Annotated in this window: 22 protein-coding genes, 1 tRNA gene and 1 rRNA gene; 6 read left to right on the top strand and 18 right to left on the bottom strand. The window is 42.8% G+C overall.

Annotation, left to right across the window (positions count from 1 at the left end):
• Positions 1-95: 95 nt before the first annotated feature.
• Together Xenpb_RS07340 and surE are read right to left on the bottom strand one after the other, a co-directional pair.
• Positions 96-722: a protein-L-isoaspartate(D-aspartate) O-methyltransferase gene (locus Xenpb_RS07340; protein WP_187653734.1), complete on the bottom strand. Its 627-nt coding sequence runs from the start codon at positions 720-722 to the stop codon at positions 96-98.
• Entirely contained in the window at positions 716-1,480 is a 765-nt protein-coding gene (gene surE / locus Xenpb_RS07335; protein ID WP_187653733.1) for a 5'/3'-nucleotidase SurE, read from the bottom strand. The genes Xenpb_RS07340 and surE overlap by 7 nt, the downstream gene beginning before the upstream one ends.
• A gap of 632 nt (positions 1,481-2,112) precedes the next feature.
• On the opposite strand from surE, the gene Xenpb_RS07330 reads away from it, so the two are divergent.
• Positions 2,113-3,003: a lipase family protein gene (locus Xenpb_RS07330; RefSeq protein WP_187653732.1), complete on the top strand. Its 891-nt coding sequence runs from the start codon at positions 2,113-2,115 to the stop codon at positions 3,001-3,003.
• Between the two features lie 159 nt (positions 3,004-3,162).
• Here the strand turns inward: Xenpb_RS07330 and truD are convergent, their stop codons facing one another.
• The 12 genes from truD to cysJ form a co-directional block, all read right to left on the bottom strand.
• Positions 3,163-4,212 (bottom strand): tRNA pseudouridine(13) synthase TruD, encoded by a 1,050-nt coding sequence (gene truD / locus Xenpb_RS07325; protein ID WP_187653731.1) that lies wholly within the window; start codon positions 4,210-4,212, stop codon positions 3,163-3,165.
• 2 nt (positions 4,213-4,214) lie between these two features.
• A complete protein-coding gene (gene ispF, locus Xenpb_RS07320) occupies positions 4,215-4,688 on the bottom strand; it encodes a 2-C-methyl-D-erythritol 2,4-cyclodiphosphate synthase (RefSeq protein ID WP_099113361.1) in 474 nt (157 codons plus the stop codon).
• Entirely contained in the window at positions 4,685-5,497 is an 813-nt protein-coding gene (ispD, locus tag Xenpb_RS07315) for a 2-C-methyl-D-erythritol 4-phosphate cytidylyltransferase (RefSeq protein WP_187653730.1), read from the bottom strand. Before ispD ends, ispF begins: the two co-directional genes overlap by 4 nt.
• Before the next feature lie 13 nt (positions 5,498-5,510).
• Positions 5,511-5,828 (bottom strand): cell division protein FtsB, encoded by a 318-nt coding sequence (ftsB, locus tag Xenpb_RS07310; RefSeq protein ID WP_047963691.1) that lies wholly within the window; start codon positions 5,826-5,828, stop codon positions 5,511-5,513.
• Between the two features lie 215 nt (positions 5,829-6,043).
• On the bottom strand, positions 6,044-6,691 hold the full coding sequence (gene cysC / locus Xenpb_RS07305) for an adenylyl-sulfate kinase (protein WP_187653729.1): 648 nt from the start codon (positions 6,689-6,691) through the stop codon (positions 6,044-6,046).
• Positions 6,692-8,134, bottom strand: a complete 1,443-nt coding sequence (gene cysN / locus Xenpb_RS07300) for a sulfate adenylyltransferase subunit CysN (protein WP_187653728.1) — start codon at positions 8,132-8,134, stop codon at positions 6,692-6,694.
• Positions 8,135-8,145: 11 nt separating this feature from the next.
• Positions 8,146-9,054 carry a sulfate adenylyltransferase subunit CysD gene (gene cysD / locus Xenpb_RS07295; protein WP_187653727.1) on the bottom strand — a complete coding sequence of 303 codons (909 nt, stop codon included), beginning with the start codon at positions 9,052-9,054 and terminating at the stop codon, positions 8,146-8,148.
• Between the two features lie 10 nt (positions 9,055-9,064).
• A complete protein-coding gene (gene cysG, locus Xenpb_RS07290) occupies positions 9,065-10,519 on the bottom strand; it encodes a siroheme synthase CysG (RefSeq protein ID WP_187653726.1) in 1,455 nt (484 codons plus the stop codon).
• Positions 10,520-10,877: 358 nt separating this feature from the next.
• Positions 10,878-11,093, bottom strand: coding sequence for a hypothetical protein (locus Xenpb_RS07285; RefSeq protein WP_187653725.1), 216 nt, complete (start codon positions 11,091-11,093; stop codon positions 10,878-10,880).
• Between the two features lie 71 nt (positions 11,094-11,164).
• On the bottom strand, positions 11,165-11,899 hold the full coding sequence (locus Xenpb_RS07280; protein WP_187653724.1) for a phosphoadenylyl-sulfate reductase: 735 nt from the start codon (positions 11,897-11,899) through the stop codon (positions 11,165-11,167).
• Positions 11,896-13,635, bottom strand: a complete 1,740-nt coding sequence (gene cysI / locus Xenpb_RS07275; protein WP_187653723.1) for an assimilatory sulfite reductase (NADPH) hemoprotein subunit — start codon at positions 13,633-13,635, stop codon at positions 11,896-11,898. Before cysI ends, Xenpb_RS07280 begins: the two co-directional genes overlap by 4 nt.
• Position 13,636: 1 nt before the next feature.
• On the bottom strand, positions 13,637-15,457 hold the full coding sequence (gene cysJ / locus Xenpb_RS07270; RefSeq protein ID WP_187653722.1) for an NADPH-dependent assimilatory sulfite reductase flavoprotein subunit: 1,821 nt from the start codon (positions 15,455-15,457) through the stop codon (positions 13,637-13,639).
• A gap of 275 nt (positions 15,458-15,732) precedes the next feature.
• Between cysJ and queD the strand changes: the two genes are divergently transcribed.
• Positions 15,733-16,095 (top strand): 6-carboxytetrahydropterin synthase QueD, encoded by a 363-nt coding sequence (gene queD, locus Xenpb_RS07265; protein ID WP_187653721.1) that lies wholly within the window; start codon positions 15,733-15,735, stop codon positions 16,093-16,095.
• Positions 16,096-16,129: 34 nt separating this feature from the next.
• Here the strand turns inward: queD and queE are convergent, their stop codons facing one another.
• Positions 16,130-16,801, bottom strand: coding sequence for a 7-carboxy-7-deazaguanine synthase QueE (gene queE / locus Xenpb_RS07260; protein ID WP_187653720.1), 672 nt, complete (start codon positions 16,799-16,801; stop codon positions 16,130-16,132).
• A 169-nt stretch (positions 16,802-16,970) separates the two neighbouring features.
• Here queE and Xenpb_RS07255 point away from each other — a divergent pair, with 169 nt between their 5' ends.
• A complete protein-coding gene (locus Xenpb_RS07255; protein WP_187653719.1) occupies positions 16,971-18,347 on the top strand; it encodes an amino acid permease in 1,377 nt (458 codons plus the stop codon).
• A gap of 83 nt (positions 18,348-18,430) precedes the next feature.
• On the opposite strand, the gene Xenpb_RS07250 is transcribed toward Xenpb_RS07255, so the two are convergent.
• Positions 18,431-19,225, bottom strand: a complete 795-nt coding sequence (locus Xenpb_RS07250; protein ID WP_255523075.1) for an endonuclease/exonuclease/phosphatase family protein — start codon at positions 19,223-19,225, stop codon at positions 18,431-18,433.
• 353 nt (positions 19,226-19,578) lie between these two features.
• Here Xenpb_RS07250 and Xenpb_RS07245 point away from each other — a divergent pair, with 353 nt between their 5' ends.
• Genes Xenpb_RS07245 through Xenpb_RS07235 form a run of 3 tightly spaced genes read left to right on the top strand, consistent with a single transcriptional unit; the run spans position 19,579 to position 21,696 of the window.
• Positions 19,579-20,478: a HEAT repeat domain-containing protein gene (locus Xenpb_RS07245; protein ID WP_187653717.1), complete on the top strand. Its 900-nt coding sequence runs from the start codon at positions 19,579-19,581 to the stop codon at positions 20,476-20,478.
• A gap of 33 nt (positions 20,479-20,511) precedes the next feature.
• Positions 20,512-21,456, top strand: a complete 945-nt coding sequence (locus Xenpb_RS07240) for a hypothetical protein (RefSeq protein ID WP_187653716.1) — start codon at positions 20,512-20,514, stop codon at positions 21,454-21,456.
• Between the two features lie 42 nt (positions 21,457-21,498).
• Positions 21,499-21,696, top strand: a complete 198-nt coding sequence (locus Xenpb_RS07235; protein ID WP_187653715.1) for a hypothetical protein — start codon at positions 21,499-21,501, stop codon at positions 21,694-21,696.
• Positions 21,697-21,858: 162 nt separating this feature from the next.
• Here the strand turns inward: Xenpb_RS07235 and Xenpb_RS07230 are convergent.
• Together Xenpb_RS07230 and rrf are read right to left on the bottom strand one after the other, a co-directional pair.
• Positions 21,859-21,935 (bottom strand) — tRNA-Asp (locus tag Xenpb_RS07230).
• Between the two features lie 55 nt (positions 21,936-21,990).
• Positions 21,991-22,106 (bottom strand): 5S ribosomal RNA (gene rrf / locus Xenpb_RS07225).
• Between the last annotated feature and the right edge of the window lie 9 nt (positions 22,107-22,115).

Genomic DNA, 22,115 nt, shown 5'->3' with positions numbered 1-22,115 from the left:
TTTAGAATTACAAAAGATTTAAAGCGAAATATTTTGCTTAATTTCAGAAAAAATGACAGCTAATTTAAAAGTTATAGCCACAAAAAATTAGCTGATTATGCTAGCTCGCCTTGAATTAGGGGCACAAAACGGACTGATTCGATAACTTCGCTATGAAAATCATTCCCATAACGATGTACCACTTTCAACGACTGAGAACGCTCACCGACAGGCAAAACCATCGCACCACCATCGGCAAGCTGATGGAGCAAAGCCTGTGGAACTTCTGGTGGTGCAGCGGTAACAATGATGGCATCAAACGGCCCTTTTGATGGCCATCCATGCCAACCATCACCGTGACGAGTTGAGATATTATGTAAGTCCAGTTGTTTCAATCTGCGTTTGGCCTGCCACTGTAATCCCTTTATACGTTCCACAGAGAAAACATGCTTGGCTAAATGAGCAAGTATAGCAGTCTGATAACCGGAGCCGGTGCCTATTTCCAATACATTGGATTCTGGCGTTACATTCAGTAACTCTGTCATGCGAGCAACAATATAAGGCTGGGATATGGTCTGCCCATGCCCAATGGGCAGGGCTGTATTCTCATAAGCCTTGTGCGCCAGGGCTTCGTCAACGAAACATTCCCTGGGTACTTTGGCTATAATTTCCAACAGATGCTCATTGTGTATTCCTTGCTGGCGCAATTGCGCCAGCAAATTTTTCATTGATCGGATTAACATTCGTCAATATCTCCGACTTTTTCCAACCAATCGCTTATCAGTTCCTGAGCTTTATAAGCCGTCAAGTCCACCTGTAAAGGAGTAATGGAGACAAACCCTTCCTCCACTGCTGCAAAATCTGTTTCAGGCCCAAAGTCATTTTTTTCCCCCGGAGGGCCTATCCAGTAGAGCATATTGCCTTTGGGGTCTTCCAAAGCATAAACTTCTTCAGCAGCGCAGCGGCTGCCACATCGGGTTACCCGGAACCCTTTGATTTGCTCAATAGGGATATCAGGCACATTGATATTCAGAATATTGCCCGCTCTCAATGGAAACTTTTGCAGCAACGTTAATAAGCGGACTGTTACTTCTGCTGCTGTTTCATAATGTTTATCGCCATTGAGTGATACCGCCAGTGCAGGTAACCCCAGATGGCGCCCTTCCATCGCCGCCGCTACCGTGCCGGAATAAATCACATCATCCCCGAGATTGGGGCCACAGTTAATTCCTGAAACAACAATGTCAGGACGAGGACGAACCAGTTTATTCACGCCTAAATAGACGCAATCCGTCGGTGTTCCCTCCTGAACGGCAATGTCACCATTATTCAGAGTATGAATGCGCAAGGGGCGATCTAGTGTTAAGGCGTTCGACGCACCGCTACGGTTACGATCAGGTGCAACCACCTGAACATGATAGTGTTCCCGCAATGTAGCCGCTAAGGTTTGAATACCCGGTGCGGTAACACCATCATCGTTACTCAGCAATATCCGCAGCATGTAAGTATCTCATTGATTTATTAAGTGAAACATAGCTTAATACTGTAACTTATCCTGTCTGTAATCCTATTTGTCTGGCGTGACTTACGATTGAACAATATTAAAGCTGTCAGAAAATCGTTTGATCTTAGCATGACGCTACCTGTTTTGTAGAGTGCTTTACGTTCAAGCTGAGTAAATGAAAACAGCCGCCGCAAGAAACATCTCTTTGATTTTCTGCCTGCTAAAAAAAGAAAATCTCAGTGAATCAAAGTATCCCGATGAACACTATTTTTTACTTCATAGTCAAAGTGCCTGAATTGATGGCGGCTGTTGAGCAATAAACGCAGTGAGTTTGTTACGAATTATCACTTTGTTCTGGATCAGTTTCCCAGATGGAGACACAATATATAACTAAAAAATTCGCTTATTTAATTTATATATTAATGTGTATGATTATTTTTTAATTCACTTATTAATTAAACAATTATTTTGACCAATTATAATCAGACACCTGACTTTAATTAAAACCAATAACATATAAATAAATAAAAAACAAAATATTCACCTGAATTTTAGGCAACCTTTAAAAAACGAAATATACTTTAGTTATCTATTTAGTTTTTTATAATAACAATATAAGGGAGATAGATATGTTCACAGTAAATTTCCACGAGATTTTTGCATCATTAGTTCTATACGCAGTAACGATGTATGATCAATATCCGAATGACCTGATGCCCCCTCCAGATCCACGCATAGAAAAAGATGGTTGGAAACTTAAAGGCTATATTTCTTGTAATTATTATTCTACTTTTTTGAATCCCCAAACAAATAAAAAAGAATTAATCGTCTCCGATAAAAGAGTTAATCATGGATATATTGTTGAGAGAATAAAAAACCCCGGAGAATACGTTATTGCTCTCCGAGGGACCAAAACCTTTGCAGAAACAATAAATGACTTTGATATAGACTATATACATCCCTGGCCTGATACACCAGATCAAGCGGTTTTTGATGGCTTTCATTCAATGTATCAATCTCTGAATCTGATTGTTCCTGGTAATACAACAGGTATTAATTACCCCGAACTCAAACTAGTAGATGCCATCACACAATTTATCGGAGTAAATGGCTATTACACGATATCAGGTCATAGCCTTGGTGCTGCAATGGGAACTTATCTTATGAGAGATATCTATAATAAAGCCCCTCACGGTAGGGCTTGCCTATTTGCCAGCCCAAGAGTAGGAAATTATGAATTTGTTACATATGTTAGTGAGCATTTCAAAGATAATGTCGTTCATAATTATGTAAATGATTGGATACCTAAACTTCCTCTTTTTTCTGAACAGTTACCAAATGTCAATGAACTGCTCCCGAGAGACGATGTGAAAATCAATGATACATTAACTTGTAAACACGCTATACTCACTTATCTTGCTTTATTAAATAAATACAAATTTTACGAAGTAGTTAGTGCAAATGTCCCGGTAGAGCATCAAACATGGAATGACTGTCTGCAAGTGATCATGGAGGGTTAGATAATAAAGAATCAGGGAATATAATGAATGAACACAGACAACACAATTCGCCCGTTTTTATATATCATGGCAAGACGATCATTATGGGATGTTATGGGTATTAGATATAAATATGGATATGGATTAAGAGCCTATTCCATTAGACTCTTAATCAAACTCTTACTCCGCAATATCCGCAGTATTATTTTGCTCTTGGTTAATCAGCTCTCTGACAACGCTGGTGGCAAAACTCCCCGATGGCAGAGAGAAATGGAGAGTAACGATTTGATCATCCTTCCATTCCCAGCGCAAGTTAAGTGGTTTCACCAACATTGCGCGGCGGGCGCTCTCCACTCGCTCACGTTTGGCTAATTCCCAGAGTGATTCGTATTCCACTAAGCATTGTTGTTCAAAATCCAAGGCTTGATGCTGTGTACCCAATGACTTATCACCCGGCAAAGGCGCCGTTATCTGTAATTCCCCGTCCATGACTCGCTGCTGCAACACGGCTAATTCAGATTCATCAGCCACAAACCAGCTACCACGTCCTGTTAACTGCAAAGCATCGCCATTCAACACCTGCTGGTGCGTATTCTGGGCAATACGTATGCTGGCGATTGCGTTAAACATGGCACTACGGCAGGCAGAAAGATAAAAACTGCGGCGATTGCGTTCTCTGACCTGAATTTCGTTAGCCGCCCAGCGCTGCGCCTGCACCAGATTTTGCCCATCACGGCCGAAACGTTGCTCACCAAAATAATTAGGCACACCTGTTTGTGATATCTGCTGTAAGCGGTTTTCCACGGATTGCCGATCAGATATTTCTCTCAATACCAGAGTAAAATCATTACCTTTCAATGCACCAATCCGTAGTTTTCGTTTCTGGCGGGAGGTTGCCAGCACTTCACAACCTTCAAGTTGAAAGGCGGTTAAATCCGGATCTTGTTTTCCCGGAAGATGTAAACAAAACCACTGTTCCGTGACCGCATTGCGATCTTTTAACCCGGCATAACTGACAGAACGAGACGGTATTTTGGCAAAACGGGCAAGATTATCTGCCACAAATTGGGTGTTACATCCTGTCTTACGGATGTGTACCATCAAGTGTTCACCTTCTCCATCAGGAGAAAAGCCTAAATCTTCACGAACAATAAAGTCTTCTGGTGCGGCTTTGACAACACCCGTCGCTTCCGGTCGGCCATAAAGCCAATGTAATTCATTCAACGTCATACTTATTCCTTTACCAGCAAAGCCACCGCTTCGCAGGCAATGCCTTCTTTACGGCCAACAAATCCCAGTTTTTCCGTGGTTGTCGCCTTAACGTTAATATCATCCATATGACATTCAAGATCCTCTGCCAGATTAACCCGCATCTGAGGAATATGAGGCAGCATTTTCGGTGCCTGTGCAATGATGGTGATATCCAAATTCCCGATCCGATAACCCTTTGCCCGGATACGGCGATAAGCTTCTTTCAGCAGTTCCCGGCTATCCGCACCTTTAAAGGCAGGGTCGGTATCAGGAAATAATTTACCGATATCACCTAATGCCGCCGCGCCCAACAAAGCATCTGTAGCAGCATGTAACGCAACATCACCATCTGAATGAGCGATTAGTCCTTGTTCATAAGGAATGCGGACACCGCCAATGATCAATGGGCCTTCTCCGCCAAATTTATGCACATCAAAACCGTGTCCAATTCTCATACGATAGATTCCTTAGATTTTCGGGATAGATAAAACTCAGCTAATGCTAAATCTTCAGGTTGGGTAACTTTAATATTGTCCGCCCGTCCATTGACCAATACAGGGCGGTAACCACAATACTCCAGCGCCGAAGATTCATCCGTAATGCGGGCTTGTTCTGCAAGCGCTTTGTTCAAGCAATCACGCAATAGCTGTAAAGGGAATAACTGCGGGGTCAGGGCATGCCAAAGTCCGTTGCGATCAACGGTATGATCAATCACTGTATAATGTTTGGTTGACGGTGATTCTTTTACTGACTGCGATACCATACGTTTCATGGTATCCCTCACGGGAGAGGCCAGTAGCCCGCCACATACGTCAGGAGAATCGACACGTTGATCAATAAGACATAGCAAATTATCTAAATCTTCCCGATGAAGACAAGGGCGAGCGGCATCATGTACCAAAACCCAAATGGCTCTTTCGGTCGGCAAGCCGGACAAATAATTTAACCCTGCCAATACTGAGTCTGCCCGCTCTTCACCACCGATAACGGGGGTAATTCTTGGATCTGAGGCGATATCCAACTGCTCAAATTGAGTATCAGCAGGATTCAGGGCAACAATAATGCGCTGTATACGGGGATGCTCAAGTAATGCGGCCAAGGTATGTTCAAGGATCGTTTTCCCCGCAACGTTGAGGTACTGTTTTGGGCAATCGGATTTCATCCGGCTACCAATGCCCGCAGCCGGGATTAATGCGACTATTTCAGTAAGAGAAGTGTCAATAAGAGTATGGTCAATAGGAGAATGAAACCCTGAATTATTCATTTCGATTAGTAAGTTAGTTGCTGTTCTGGTTTAAAGATTGCTGCGCATTTTGTTTAGAGGTATCTGGCACCATACGGTAAAAGGATTCTCCCGGCTTAATCATGCCTAATTCATTACGAGCACGTTCTTCAATCGCCTCATTTCCTACTTTCAGATCTTTTATTTCAGCAAATAGCTGATCATTACGCGCTTTAAGTTTGAGATTATCGACTTCTTGCTTATCAACCTCAGACTTAACCCGAACGTAATCATGAATACCATTTTTGCCGAACCACAGCGAATACTGCAACCAGCCAAGCAGAATCAGTAATAGTAGCGTTAGTTTGCCCATCTCCCCCCCTGAAAACCCGCTAATCATCCCACAACTGAAAGCATCACGCCACTGACTATTTACTATCTATTTACTATCGCAAAACTGATCTAAAACACGGTCACAAAATATGACCACGTGATGTAATAGACACATATTGAATTAGATGAGTGTAGAAACACATTATTCCACTATCAATAATAATGTGTTTCACCGCGGTTTATTTAACGAGGGAATTAAGCGGGCTGGATACCGTAGCTTTGCAGAACTAAAAGCAATTTTTCAACCGAAGTTTCCACGGATTGTGAGCCATTCAAATAAATATCAGGATGCTCCGGTGCTTCATAAACTGCACTAATTCCCGTGAAATTGGGCAATTCTCCCGCTCGCGCTTTTTTATATAACCCTTTGGGATCGCGAGCCTCACATATTTCAAGAGGCGTATCAACATGTACTTCAATAAATTGCCCCTCTTCCATGAGTTCACGTATTTTTTGCCGCTCTGTTCTGTTGGGGGAAATAAACGCGGTCAGCACCACCAGCCCGGCATCAACCATCAATTTTGAGACTTCTCCGACTCGTCGAATATTTTCCTGCCTGTCGGTGTCAGAAAATCCTAAATCACTACACAAACCATGGCGCAGATTATCACCGTCCAGTAAGTAGGTTTTGATTCCTTGCGAAAACAACGCTTGTTCCAATGCTCCCGCAAGAGTGGATTTTCCTGAGCCGGATAATCCCGTGAACCAAACTACTAAGGCAGGATGCCCATTTACTGTTTCCCGCTGTTTCCTATCCAGTGCATGTGAATGCCAGACGATATTTTGGGAAACCGGTGAGTGAGTGCCAGATGAACAAAAATCAGATGCCTTATTCTGAGACACTTATTTCCCTCCCAATAAGTCACGCGCTCCCCAGTGCGGGAAGTGACGGCGGACTAACCGATTGAACTCCAGTTCAAACTCACTGTATTCTTTGGGCTCTTCATAAACATCAGTCTGAATTTCCCGCACCAGTCCGGCTCCCACCGTAACGTTGGTCAGACGATCAATCAGAATGATGCCGCCTGTATCCGAATTTTGTGCATAACTGTCGAGCAGTAACGGCTCATCAAATGAGAACTCCACCAGCCCAATTGCATTCAAAGGGAGCTCAACCGCAACTTTCTGGGTCAAGTTGTTAATATCTACCTGATATTGGAAATTATCGACTTTGCCCCGGCTTTTTTTACCCGCAACTTTGATATCCAGACTTTGCCCCTGAATCAATGGCTTTTCCGACATCCATACAACATCAACCAAAGCATGGCGGACTGCGATCATTTGATCCTCAACAGCGACCAACAGATCGCCACGGCTGATATCAATTTCATCTTTTAGTACAACGGTAATGGCTTCTCCGGGTACAGCAAATGGCAGATCACCGTTAAAAGTCACTATTCTCTCTACCGTCGAAACAACCCCTGATGGCATGACTTTAATTTTCTGGCCTTGGCGCAAAACCCCTGACGATAATGTGCCACTGTATCCACGAAAATCGAGATCGGGGCGGTTTACATATTGCACTGGAAAGCGCAGAGGCTGTTCTGTCGCTTTGGTCTGTACATCAACGGATTCAAGGAGATCCAGTAAAGTTTTCCCTGTATGCCATGCCATTTTTTCGCTGCGGGTGACAATGTTATCCCCTTCCAATGCCGAAATTGGCACGAAATGAATATTCAGGTCAGCAGGCAATTGAGCTGCAAAATCCAAGTAATCCTGTTTGATCTGTTCAAATATATCTTGTCGGTATTCGAGCAGATCCATTTTATTCACGGCAACCACCAGATGGCGAATACCTAGCAGGGTGCTGATAAAACTGTGCCGGCGCGTTTGCTCCTGAACACCTTTTCGTGCATCTATCAGCAAAATGGAGAGATCACTGGTTGAAGCGCCAGTAGCCATATTGCGGGTATATTGTTCATGCCCCGGTGTATCCGCAATGATGAATTTGCGCTTTTCTGTGGAAAAATAACGGTATGCAACGTCGATGGTAATGCCCTGCTCCCGTTCCGCAGCCAATCCATCGACTAATAACGCCAGATCCAACTTTTCGCCTTGAGTCCCTATCCGCTTGCTATCGCTTTGTAATGTCGCAAGTTGATCTTCATAAATTTGGCGGGTGTCATGCAGTAAACGGCCTATGAGTGTACTTTTGCCATCATCCACGCTACCACAGGTTAAAAAACGCAATAATCCCTTTTCTTGCTGTCCCCGCAGGTAAGCTTCAACGCCTCCTTGCTGTTTGATCTGGCTGGCGATGGTTTCATTATATGCAAGTGCTGGCATTTCTGGTCTCCTTAAAAATAACCCTGACGCTTTTTCAGCTCCATCGAACCGGATTGATCACTATCAATCAGCCGTCCCTGCCGTTCACTGGTAGTCGATATCAACATTTCTTCTATGATTTCCGGTAACGTCCCTGCATCCGATTCCACAGCACCTGTCAGCGGCCAGCAACCCAAAGTTCTGAAGCGAACTTTACGCTGACTGATAACTTCTCCGGTTTTCAGATCGATGCGATCATCGTCAACCATAATCCATGTTCCGTCGCGCTGAATAACCGGACGATGTTTAGCGAAATAAAGGGGAACAATGTCAATCTGTTCTAAATAGATGTATTGCCAGATGTCCAATTCAGTCCAATTGGATAACGGGAATACGCGGATGCTTTCCCCTTTGTTAATCTGGCCGTTATAGTTGCGCCAGAGTTCTGGACGCTGGTTTTTGGGATCCCAGCGATGAACGCGATCACGGAATGAGTAAATCCGTTCTTTCGCCCGCGATTTTTCTTCATCACGCCGCGCCCCACCAAATGCAGCATCAAAACCATATTTATTCAGCGCCTGTTTCAATCCCTCTGTCTTCATGATGTCGGTATGTTTTGCGCTGCCATGAATAAAAGGATTAATTCCCAGTTCATCCCCTTGTGGATTGCGGTAAACCAGCAATTCAAGACCATACTCTGCCACAGTACGATCGCGGAAATCATACATGTCCCGAAACTTCCAGCCTGTATCCACGTGCAGTAAAGGAAAAGGAACTTTTCCCGGATAAAAAGCCTTACGTGCGAGGTGTAGCATGACTGAAGAATCTTTACCTATCGAATAGAGCATCACAGGGTTGGCAAATTCAGCCGCGACTTCCCGTATGATATGGATACTTTCGGCTTCAAGTTGCTGTAAATGTGTCAGTCTTTTTTTGTCCATTGACCACTCCTTATTCAAAATCGATAACAGCAGGATGATTTACTTGAGCAACCGCTTTTTCTTGATCAGTCAATGGGTTTTGATCAACGGATTGCTGCCCAAACCACGCTATCTGATGATGGAGTTGAGCCACTTCTCCCACTACCAGCAAAGCAGGAGATGGAGCTTCCTGTGCCAACCGTTCCAGTTCGGATAAGGTTCCGGTCAATACTTGCTGTTCTTGACGAGTGCCACAACCAATGACGGCAACGGGAGTATCGGCATCCCGCCCGTGTGAAATCAGTTTTTGACTGATTAAGGCAGATTTCATGATGCCCATATAAATTGCCAGTGTTTGATTGCCCCGCGCTAATGCAGGCCAATCCAATTCATTACCGTTTTCACGGCAATGACCTGTAATAAAAGTGACGCTTTGAGAATGTTCTCGGTGTGTCAAAGGAATACCTGCATACGCAGAAGCACCAACGGCAGCGGTAATACCGGGCACAACCTGAAAAGGAATACCTGCCTCTGCCGCGATTTGTAATTCTTCTCCGCCACGACCAAAAATAAAGGGATCGCCTCCTTTCAGGCGCACAACTTTTTTCCCTTGATTTGCCAGTTTAACGATAAGTGCATTCGTTTCTTCCTGAACAACTGAGTGATTACCTGCTCTTTTTCCAACGCAGATTTTGTCTGCATCACGGCGCACTAATTCCAGAATCTCGTCACTAACCAAATGGTCATAGAGGACGACATCAGCCTGCTGGAGCACCTGCAAACCTTTTAATGTCAGTAAACCCAGATCTCCCGGCCCTGCGCCTACCAACGCCAATTCTCCTTGAATGCGAGAATTATCCTGAGTGAATTGTTGTTCGAGTTGTTCTTCTGCTTGTTGTAATTGTCCATTGGCAACCAAAGTGGCAAAACGCCCACTAAATGCCTTTTCCCAAAAATGGCGTCGCTGACGCATGGAAACAAACCGCTGTTTTACGCGTTCACGCCAGCGGCCTGCAATGTCTGCCATTGAACCAAGGTGAAATGGCAGTAAAGACTCCAACTTTTCTCGCAATAATTTTGTCAATACCGGAGATTTTCCGGCCGATGAAATAGCGACCATAATCGGAGAACGATCAATGATGGATGGGAAAATAGCGGAGCAAAGTGGTTGGTTATCCACAACATTAACCAGAATTGCCCGGTTATTGGCTTCTTCAAAAATAGATTGGTTGAGATTGTGATCGTCAGTTGCGGCAATCACTAAAAAGACGCCATCAAGATATTCGGTTTTAAATGTTCCCTGTAACCACTCAAACTCTCCCTTTTGATGGCGCTGTTGCAGTTCTGCATGTAATTCAGGTGCAACAACTGTTAACGCTGCACCAGTACGCAGTAACAAACTTGCCTTGCGAGAAGCAATTTCCCCGCCTCCCACCAGCAATACTTTTCGGGCTTTGAGCTTAACAAATAAGGGTAAATAATCCACAGTGACATGCCATCCAGTGTTTAATTTTTTAATAATTATCTAAAGAATGAATATATGAAGCTGTGACGAGGTTATGAAATGACAAAAAGTAATTATTAGTTCCTGAATTGCATAAGGTCAGTTTTTTAATGGGTTATGAAATTGCAACGTGTGAAATATTCAGGAAAAATCCTTGCTTTTTTATTATGTACTGCCTCTTTTCTGAAGGGATTATTTTGTGATAAAAATCACATTTTAAGATTATTTTTTGAATATTAAAATCTTAGGAAAAAATTTTTATGATTCAGGTTATAAAAATAAAAATGCAGTTTATTATCACACCTTACGTTTATTTCATCGACTTATTTAGATGATCCCTTCAGGTTACAAATAAAATCCACCTCTGCTTTACCATTTTTATTTTTGTAATATCACCAATACAAAAGGTGATATTCCCACCGAAATATTGGACATATTGCTTAAAGGGCGTGCTTAAAAAATGTTTGAAAGAAATGCTTGATGGATCAATTTGAACGTTACTTTCAGAGAGAACCGGAAGACCTGCGGGATCTGGAAAAATTTTACCATTCATCATGGTAAACCACGTGATTTAGTTTAGAGGTGGCCTGATTAAACGGCCACTTCTATAAGAATTCAGGAATAAATTCAACTTTCGTGCAAACCACATTCACGTTTCAAACCAAAAAAGCGAGTTTGTTCTTCACTCATACCCGGTTCCCATTTTTGCGTCGTATGGGTATCCCCCACAGAGAGATAGCCTTCTTCCCACAATGGATGGTATTCAAGGCCATGTTGAGTCAGGTATTGATGTATGCGCCGATTATCCCAATCAATAATTGGCAGGATTTTGAAAACATCTCGTTGAATTGCCAGTACAGGCAAATTGGCGCGGCTTTCTGATTGCTGGCGTCGCAAACCTGCAAACCAACTTTGTGCTTTCAATTCTTTCAATGCACGGTTCATCGGCTCAACTTTGTTGATCTGATTATAACGTTCAATGCCTTCTATTCCCTGCTCCCATAATTTGCCATAACGCGTTTCTTGCCAAACTGAGGAGTGCTCTGCACGAAAAATTTTCAGGTTCAAGTTGAGTTTTTCAGTCAGTCTATCGATAAATTGATAAGTTTCGGGAAATAAGTACCCCGTATCGGTAAGAACGACAGGAATATCAGGATACTCCCGTGTCACAAGATGTAAGCAAATTGCCGCCTGAATACCAAAACTAGAGGAAAGCACAAATTCGCCGGGCAAATGTTCCAGTGCCCATTTCACGCGCTCATGGGCATCCGACAACGCTAATTGTTGATTGATGTCAGCCAGCGCCGTGGTTTGCTGTTCTGGTGTCAGTGCCGCCAGCTCCGGGAGATTCAGTCGGTTCATACTGCCTCCTGCCAGTCATAAAAATCGACTGCTGAATTCAATACTGGCTTAATGATATCGGCGCGGATCAGGAAGTCGCCAAAACATTCATTGGCATGACGCTCTGATGCCCAACGACCAATTAATGTATCCAGTATCTCAATGATCTCTGCTGATGTGATATTTTCCCTGTACATGCGGGGAATTCGGTTACCAATGCGGTTTCCTCCCAAATGCAGGTTATAACGATCAAGCGCTTTACCCACCAGCCCTATTTCTGCCAGCATTGCCCTGCCGCATCCATTGGGGCAGCCTGTAACACGCAATATGATCTCTTCATCAGCAACACCGTGCTTTTCCATCAACGCATCAATATGGTCAACAAAGGCCGGCAAGAAACGTTCAGCTTCGGCCATTGCCAATGGACAAGTCGGAAATGAAACGCAGGCCATAGAATGATGACGCAAAGTCGTCACACCATCATCAATTAAGCCATGAGCGCGGGCAATTTGTTCAATCCGAGATTTTTCACTTTCCGGTATTCCCGCCACAATCAGGTTTTGGTTAGCAGTCAGACGAAAATCGCCTTGATGGATTTTTGCAATTTCTGCGATCCCTGTTTTTAACGGCTTATCAGGATAATCCAGTAAACGCCCATTTTCGATAAATAAGGTTAGGTGCCATTGATCATCAATGCCTTTTAACCAACCCATTTGATCTCCCCGACTGGTGAATTCATAGGGCCGGACAGTTTCAAATTTCACACCAGCGCGCTTTTCTACTTCCTGTTTGAACGTTTCTACACCCACACGCTCAAGGGTATATTTGGTTTTCGCATTTTTACGATCAGTTCGGTTACCCCAATCTCGCTGGGTTGTCACGATGGCTTCTGCAATCGCCAATGTATGTTCTAGTGGAATATAACCAAATTCACTCGCCAAACGGGGGAATGTTTTCTTATCACCGTGAGTCATGGCTAATCCACCACCTACCAACACATTAAAGCCGATCAGTTGATCATTTTCCGCAATAGCAACAAAGTTCATATCGTTGGCATGCAGATCAACGTCATTTTGTGGCGGGATCACTACTGATGTTTTGAATTTACGGGGCAAATAAGTCTTGCCAAGGATCGGCTCTTCATCGGTTGTCGCTATTTTTTCTTTATCCAGCCAGATCTCAGCATACGCGTTAGTCCGTGGCAACAGATGTTCCGATATCCTTTTAGCCCATTCATAAGCCTGTTGGTGTAAAACAGATTGCACCGGATTGGATGTGCACAGCACATTGCGATTAACGTCGTTGGCTGTCGCCAGTGAATCCAGCCCCATCAATGCCAGCAGTTGATGCGCAGGTTTAAGATTATTTTTCAGAATGCCATGAAACTGGAATGTCTGCCGATTGGTCAATCGAATGCTGCCGTACAGCGTATTTTCTGTCGCAAAACGATCAATACCTAGCCACTGTTTGGGGGTAATAATCCCCCCCGGCAAGCGACAACGCAGCATCATGGCATGGCGCGGTTCGAGTTTTTGTTCTGCGCGCTCAGCCCGGATATCACGATCATCCTGCTGATACATGCCGTGAAAGCGGATAAGCAGGAAATTATCGCCCTCAAACCCACCTGTCAGCCCATTTTTTAAATCTTCGCTGATGGTTCCCCGCAGGTAATTGCTGTCTAGCTTCATACGCTCACTATCTGCAAGCTTACCTTCAACAATCAAAGGCCCTTGTTCTTCTTTGCTCACATTGCTCATGTTAGTAAACATCTCTCTGATAACGGCGCTCAAGGCGCAATTCACTCAAGAATTCATCAGCCTGCTCGGCATCCATACCACCATGTTGTGAAATAATGTCCAATAGGGCTTGTTCTACGTCTTTTGCCATGCGATTAGCATCGCCACAAACATACAGATGCGCACCATCCTGAATCCAACGCCAGACTTCTTCGCCTTGCTCATATAGTTTGTCTTGTACATAGACTTTATGTTGCTGATCCCGTGACCATGCCAAATCAATGCGGGTCAACAAACCCTCTTTCACATAACGCTGGAATTCAACCTGGTACAGAAAATCCTCAACAAAATGTGGATTGCCAAAAAACAGCCAGTTTTTACCTTCTGTCCCCTGACTATCACGCTCTTGCAAAAATGCCCTGAATGGAGCAATGCCCGTTCCCGGCCCAATCATAATGACAGGCGTGTTGGGATCAGCGGGCAAGCGAAAATTATTATTCTTTTCGATGAAAACGCGGATGCCGTCATCTTCCTGCAAGCGATCAGCCAAATAACCTGATGCACCTCCAGTACGCGCTCGCCCTTCGATATCGTAGCGAACCACCCCTACGGTAATGTGGACTTCATTTTCAACTTCAGATTGTGAAGAAGAAATGGAATAGAGCCGGGGTGTCAATGGACGCAGTAAATCAACAAATTGTTGAGCTTCAGGATGTGCAGCAACGTTTCTGACCATATCCACAATCGGTGTTGCCTGAGCATATTGCTGCAATGCCTGTTTATCAGCCACTAATGCCAGCAGCTTTTCATCTTTCGCCAATGCAGCATATTTCTCAACAATCATGCCGGTATTTTGAGTCAGCTCTATATGACTTATCAGAGCTTCACGCAATGGAAGTAACTTGCCATTCACATTAACTTGTTCTGAACCTTCCAACCAAAGCAGGGCTATTAATTCATCCACCAAAGCGGGATCATTTTCAAACCAAACTCCAAGGGCGTCCCCCGGCTGATAAGTCAGCCCTGAATCCCCCAGATCAATTTCAACGTGGCGAACATCTTTGTCAGAACCACGTCCCGTGATTTTTTGGTTGGACAACAGCGATGCAGCCAAGGGCGTTTCCTTGGTATACGTTGCACTTACTGAATCCGTTTGTGCAGTTGATATTGCCTGAGTTGAAACAGATTGAGCAAAGGTGGCTGATTTTGCCTGTACTGACAGGCGCTGTTGTAAAATATCTGTGATTTGTCGGCGCCATTGATCGGCCTGCTCTTGATACTCCACATCAGCATCAACGCGATCCAATAAACGCTGTGCGCCAAGCTCATTCAGACGGTTATCAAAATCTTTTCCTGCCTGACAGAAATTTTCATACGAAGTGTCCCCCAAGCCAAATACCGCATAAGCTGTATCTTTCATTGATGGCGCTTTTTTGGAATAGAGATACTTATAGAGTGCTACTGCCTCTTCTGCTGGTTCACCTTCACCTTGAGTCGAAGCAATAATAATCAGTATCCGTTCTTGGGAAATTTGCTTAAACTTATAATCACCTGCGTTAATCAAATTCACATTGAGATTTGCAGCCAATAATGAATCTCTGAGTTGTTCAGCTAAACGACGGGCATTACCTGTTTGTGAAGCAGAGAGTAAGGTTACTGTTTTCTGCATAGACACAACAGGCGTCTCCATCTCCGTTTGCGGCTGGTGATTCACCATTCCCCAAAAATAGCCAGATAGCCAAGCTAATTGGTGTGATGAAAAATCACTTGTTGCTGATTGCAGGCGTGATAGCTGTTCTGGAGAAACAGGTAATAATAGAGTTGAAGGTGGTTTTGCGGTCATTGTCCAGTGCCCTTTGCTATAGCAAATATCCATGCCGGAAGAATAAATAGAGTACAACAATCATAAACATGGATTAATTATCAGGTTATCCCAAAATAGGATGAGTAATTAAAGAAAGGATCGCAATATCTCATAACCAAAATGCCTAACTTTATTTACAGATTTAATATATCGATAAAGTTGTTAAGCGCTGTGTTTTATTCCTCCAGAAAAATCACGTTAAGCGCACAAAGTTCAGGTAGAATAGCCGGCCTTTTGAAATCGGGGAACGCATCATGATTACAACTATTTTTAAAGATTTTCAATTTGAAGCAGCACATCATCTCCCACATGTTCCTGAGGGGCATAAATGTGGACGCCTGCATGGACATTCATTTATGGTACGCGTGGAGCTTACCGGAGAAGTCGATCCCCTCAGCGGCTGGCTTATGGATTTTGCCGATGTGAAAACTGCTTTTAAACCCATTTGGGAACAGCTTGATCACCATTATCTCAATGAAATTCCCGGGCTTGAAAATCCAACCAGTGAAGTTCTGGCCAAGTGGATATGGGAACGGCTGAAACCGACATTATCCCAACTCAGTGCCATAATGGTGAAAGAAACCTGTAGCGCAGGTTGTATCTATCGAGGTGAGTAAAGATTCAGCACCAGAATCTGGTGCTGAATGAATTTCAGGCGATATTTAAGTACTTATGGGTCTGCATCGAAAAACGCCAGTTTCGGGCAATACACGTTTCAATGCACAGGCGGGTCGCTTCTTCTTTCTGACTGATGGGTTGTAAAGCAATTATCGGAGCGGAACTGCCATCAAGCATCGTCAGCAATTCATCCAATGCTTCAATATCGCGCTCCCGCCCAACAGGATGTTTAATTTCATTTGCTCGTTTCATGGCCTCAGGCAAAACTCGATATCCACCCCGCATTTTTACCTTCGGCGAAACCGTCACCCATGTTTTTTCAGAGCACTGAATTTCGTGTGTACCACTTGTCTCTATCTGGCATTGATAACCTTCACTTTCCAGTGTTTCAGTCAGAGGACGCAGATCATATAAGCATGGTTCGCCTCCGGTAATCACGATATGACGCGCGCTGTAGCCTTGACGGATGAATATGCCAAGTAGCTGCTTCGCTGTCGCCATACCCCAGATATCGCTGTCTTGCGATTTCAGTAAGATGTTTTCCATGGGCTGCTGTTTATCAGCCTCTTTTTCCCATGTATGCTTGGTATCACACCAGCTACACCCTACCGGACATCCTTGTAAGCGAATGAAGACCGAAGGAACACCGGTAAACACCCCTTCTCCCTGTAAAGTTTGAAAGATTTCATTTATTGGGTAAATCATAAAAAAACTCTGGTTTTACTAAACTACCCGTTATTATTACAGATATCTATCCCGCGAACATCCATCTTTATGGTATGGTATTGGGTTGCTTTTGCTGGCATCTCAAGCCAGACAAGGCATCGTATGCCTAAAATACTCTCTGGCATGAAAGGATAGATGGGAATAACGAATGCAAAATAATGAAAATCAGCTTAAACAGGGCCTAAGCGTGCGGCACATCCGCTTTATGGCTTTAGGCTCTGCAATAGGCACGGGGCTGTTTTACGGCTCAGCAGCAGCAATTCAGCAAGCTGGCCCCGCTGTGTTGCTGGCCTATTTAATCGGCGGTGCTGCCGTATTTATTGTGATGAGAGCACTTGGCGAAATGGCCGTTCATCATCCCGTCTCCGGTTCTTTTTCACAATATGCCAGCCATTATCTGGGGCCTTTGGCCGGTTTTCTGACGGGCTGGATCTATATTCTTGAAATGCTCTTTGTTTGTCTGGCTGATATTACCGCATTCGGCACATATATGAAGCTTTGGTTCCCTCATGTTGATCAGTGGATTTGGGTATTGGGCATTGTATGCTTTATTGGTGCCCTCAATCTATGCCATGTGAAGATCTTCGGTGAAATGGAATTCTGGCTTTCTATCATCAAAGTCACCGCCATCATTGCCATGATTGTAGGTGGTATTGCCATTATGTTTTACGGTTTCGGGCAAGCAACTGAACATGCTACCGGGTTTTCCAACTTATGGGAGCACGGTGGTTTTATGCCAAATGGCATCGGTGGGGTGATAGCGTCCTTTGCCATTGTGATGTTCGCTTTTGGTGGTATAGAAGTCATTGGCATCACCGCGAGTGAAGCGAAAAATCCCGAAAAGACAATCCCTAAAGCAATCAATGCTGTTCCATTTCGTATTTTGATCTTCTATGTCCTAACCCTGTGTATTCTGATGTGCATCTATCCATGGAATCAAATTGGTCAGGAAGGAAGCCCATTCGTACAAATTTTTTCCAATCTGGGGATTAATTCAGCCGCAAATATTCTGAATGTTGTGGTGATTACCGCGGCCATTTCCGCTATTAATAGTGATATTTTTGGTGCAGGCAGGATGATGTACGGTATGGCCCAAGAAGGGCAAGCACCTAAGTCATTCAAGAAACTGACTCGCAATGGTGTACCGTGGATGACTGTTCTTGTCATGATATCAGTTCTGTTACTGGGCGTGGTTCTGAATTATCTTATCCCTAAAGAAATTTTCATTCTTATCGCCTCTGTCGCTACATTTGCAACGGTTTGGGTATGGTTGATGATCTTGCTTTCCCATGCTGCCATGCGCCGCAAAATGAGTGCAGAAGAAATCAAGACGTTAAAATTTCCCATTCCAATGTGGCCAATTGCCCCGGCCATTACGATCGTTTTCATGATCAGCGTCATCGCATTGTTAGGTTATTTTGAGCAAACGAGAGACGCTTTATACGTTGGAATAGGTTGGGTAATTTTGCTCACGCTGGCCTACCTCTTCGGTGTAAAGAAGAAGCAATCAACAACACACCCCTAATCAATAATTTTAAAAAAAGCGTCGATAAATTTCGGCGCTTTTTATTCCTTCAATCAATAACCACCCGTTATTTTCTTCGTCAGTTATAGAGAGAAATTCACAATCAATGGGTTGTGATCAGAAGCGACTGTCGTCAAAACCGTTGCATTCAGGACTTTTAGTCCACGATAAAAAACGAAATCCAACGGCTTACCAAAAACAATCGTTCTGTGATCATCATCGAAATACACTTCTTCAAGTTGCATACGATGTGCAAAACGCGCCAGAACTTTTAATCTCTGGCGACTCCACGCATTAAAGTCTCCGGCAAAAATAACGGGGCCGTCATGCAGCCCTATATGGATACCAAGATTGTCTAGCTGCCTGCTATAAACATCGACACCAAGACTGAAGTTAATAGCATGCACGTTTATCACCATCAATTGGCGTTCATCGGGTAATGGGTAAATCGTGATTAATGAGGACTTAGATAGCCTGAGTATAGGTTCTTTTTCGCGAAGTGGACAGCAATAAACAGGTGAAGAAGATGCCAATGTCATCACACCCGATGGATGCTGAGGTATGACAAATGCAGGAACTTGATCTGCAACCAAGCCGCTGGCTGTAATGAATTTCAATAAATCCGGGGTCGTTTGCGCTTCTTGCAGTAAGATAAGGTCGCTCTTCTCGGCTAAAGAGGTCAGAACACTTTTCCATAATGGGCGTTGCTGCTTATAAATATTCCAAATAGCGATAGAAAGTTCATTATTGCTGGCAAGAATCGGTTCCCCACGTGGTAACGCGGCTTCTTCTAATAGTTGTTTAGAAGTAGGAAAAACTTGTTCTACAGGCTGACCTGCGACATATCGCATAGCATAATTTTTTTTCGCATACCTCATCCTCATATTTATAAGTTTTCTTTCATACAGCCTTCTCGCGTAGCTTTTTCTTTCCAAGCTTACCTCCGCCATACGCCACCCCATTCGCTACTTAATATGACATACACGTTATTGATTTCAATCTCCTATGCACAAAAAATAGCTCAATGATGAGAGAATAGATTAACAATATGAGTTATTACAATTACTTATAAAAAATTAATATTAAGATCTAATAAATATAAAATTAAGCATTCAATAATATATTTTTACTTGACGAAATAATAACGTAACGATACTGTTTCAATTGATGGCTATCATACAACCAAAAACTCACTGGTATATATCGAAATCAAAGTATGAAGGAACTGAGTATGCCAAAAAATATTTTCGAACAAGATGAGTTGAATAATATTGATGCCTATCATTCCCAATTCACTTCATCAATGCTACCTTCAATTAAGGCATTAGCGGACTTACAAAAAGCTGTCGATGAGGTTATGAATGGAGATAATCCAGATTTTTTGAATATAGCTTCTATACTATCATCACTAAAACAGGAAGATATTGTAGAAATATTAAATGATATTCTGGAAAAAAGAGAAATTACCTCAAATTATGAAGGGGTATCCGAAGATCATATTTATCTACATAGACAAAATAATTTTAATTTATTAATCAGGCTTATTGGTGATAGTGAGCAAGATACACTTTATACAAATGAATTTGATATTTTTGTCATCAATCCGACAAATACGGAAATAATAGTCCCTTGCTATGAATTTTGTTCAGAACAAAATATACTCCAAAAACCAAAATCCATAAAAAGAGTTGAAGATTGTCATTTTAAACCAAATAAAGTTTATTACTTTGAAGCTTATAAATATATCTTAGATTTTGATGTTGAATCTTCTCCCAATAATTTCGTATTGATTGTACATTCTGATCCGAAAGGGTGGATTACATGGGTTTATAACAGAAAGACATTAGAGCCAATACAAAGTATCTGTACAAATTTACAAGCATCCAGAGTTCTATTATATGTCAGGCTATTAGGAGAGATGAAGGCATTCCAGGCTATTCAATGTATTGAAAATTTAGCAACATCCAATTACGCAAACTTTGTACGCTGGGAAGCAGTGCAGAGTCTTTCCAAAATAGCGCCATCCAATTGCCTAAAAATTCTTAAAATACTGGCGGAGAATGACCAAGATCCAATACTTAAACAAGCTGCTATACATAGCCTAGAAATGACAATGGCAAAAAATTGTTAAAAAATGTCATTGCCAGTTCAGGAGAAACAGAATATGACGATAGATAGCACCCCAACAGTCAAAAATTTACTGGATCTTAAAGAGTTTCTTGCATTGTTAAAAAGTTCAGATGTCATCTCTCATATAAATAAAAAGATTTATATAGAAGAGGAAATCAATCAAGTAGCTGAGTGGTTATATTCTTATGCCGCTAATAAAGAGGAAATCATTTCTTTTATCTGTTCAGATCTGAAAGATCCAACACAGTTTCAGAAAGAAAATGATATGCAAGCACCTACTTACTTGATTTACAAAGATAAAATAATTTCTATCAGGATGGTTATTTGGCTACCGTTGAAGAAGCAGTTCGATTTTGTACCACTTCCTTATGGAAAAGCACATGATCATGATTTTGACTTCTGGACTGTTAATTTCTTTGGTAATGGCTATAAAACTAGCCTATATGACTACAACGACAATGACATAAACGGCACAGAGGGTGAATCAGTAACATTGAATTTTTCCGGTGATCGAATGTTATCTGCGGGCAATGTCATGTTTTATAGACGAAACAAAGACGTACATATCCAATACCCACCAAAAGATTTTTGCGTATCGTTAAATTTGATAGTGCAACCAGAAACAAAAGTGAGCCAAAATAAACTAATTTTAGATAGTGAAGAAAAACCAACAGAAAACCAAAAAGTTATTGCACATATAAAAAAAGGGAGGAAAGAAAACTATCACGCCCAAGAGTCACTATTCCACGGATTATTAAAATTAGGTAACGAAAAAAGTCGTCAGCTCGCTTTACAAGTAGCCCGTAATCACAGTCGAGATGAAATACGTGCTATTGCCTTTGAGGCTATATTAGACGCTGCTGAACGTTCATATAACAAGGACGATATTAGTGATCTCATTAGCGTAGTAAATGATGATAAAAGTAATTATGTCAGAATAAGAGTAAAAGAAAAAATCAAGGCTATCTTATCCAAATAAGTGAGAAGTCTTTACAATCCTGTTGATCAAAGGGGAAATAAAATGAATCATATTGAACAAATTCAAAACAAAAAAGCAGGAGTAATTGCAGAAATTTCTCTTGCTTCTTTCGGTACCGAAATCTTGCTGGCCGGTGCAGTACCTCATACTCTCTCCGGCAACAAAGCTGGTCGTGAAATAGACGCCGGGGGACCTGAACGAGGCTGTTTATACCCATGTGGTTTATCAGAAAAACAATGAGGTTGCTGATTCAGGTTAGTAAAATCAGTCCAGTATTCATAAACGAGATTTATCAGAATATAGCCATTGAAAACGATTAACAATCAAAGTAATTTATTACAGATAATTATTGCAGATGAGAAAAAACCCTGAGATTTCTCTCAGGGTTTTCTTGAAATAAGGTGGCGGTGCGGACGGGACTCGAACCCGCGACCCCCGGCGTGACAGGCCGGTATTCTAACCAACTGAACTACCGCACCACCGAATTTCTTTTTCCCGCTGCCTTTGGTACCGGCAACCGGCTGTTAATTGAATGTCTGGCAGTGTCCTACTCTCACATGGGGAGACCCCACACTACCATCGGCGCTACGGCGTTTCACTGCTGAGTTCGGCATGGGGTCAGGTGGGACCACCGCGCTGTTGCCGCCAGACAAATTCTG

It is taken from the genome of Xenorhabdus sp. PB62.4, assembly GCF_014467285.1.
Taxonomy (GTDB): Bacteria; Pseudomonadota; Gammaproteobacteria; order Enterobacterales; family Enterobacteriaceae; genus Xenorhabdus.
This window is presented reverse-complemented; position numbering and strand designations above follow the sequence as displayed.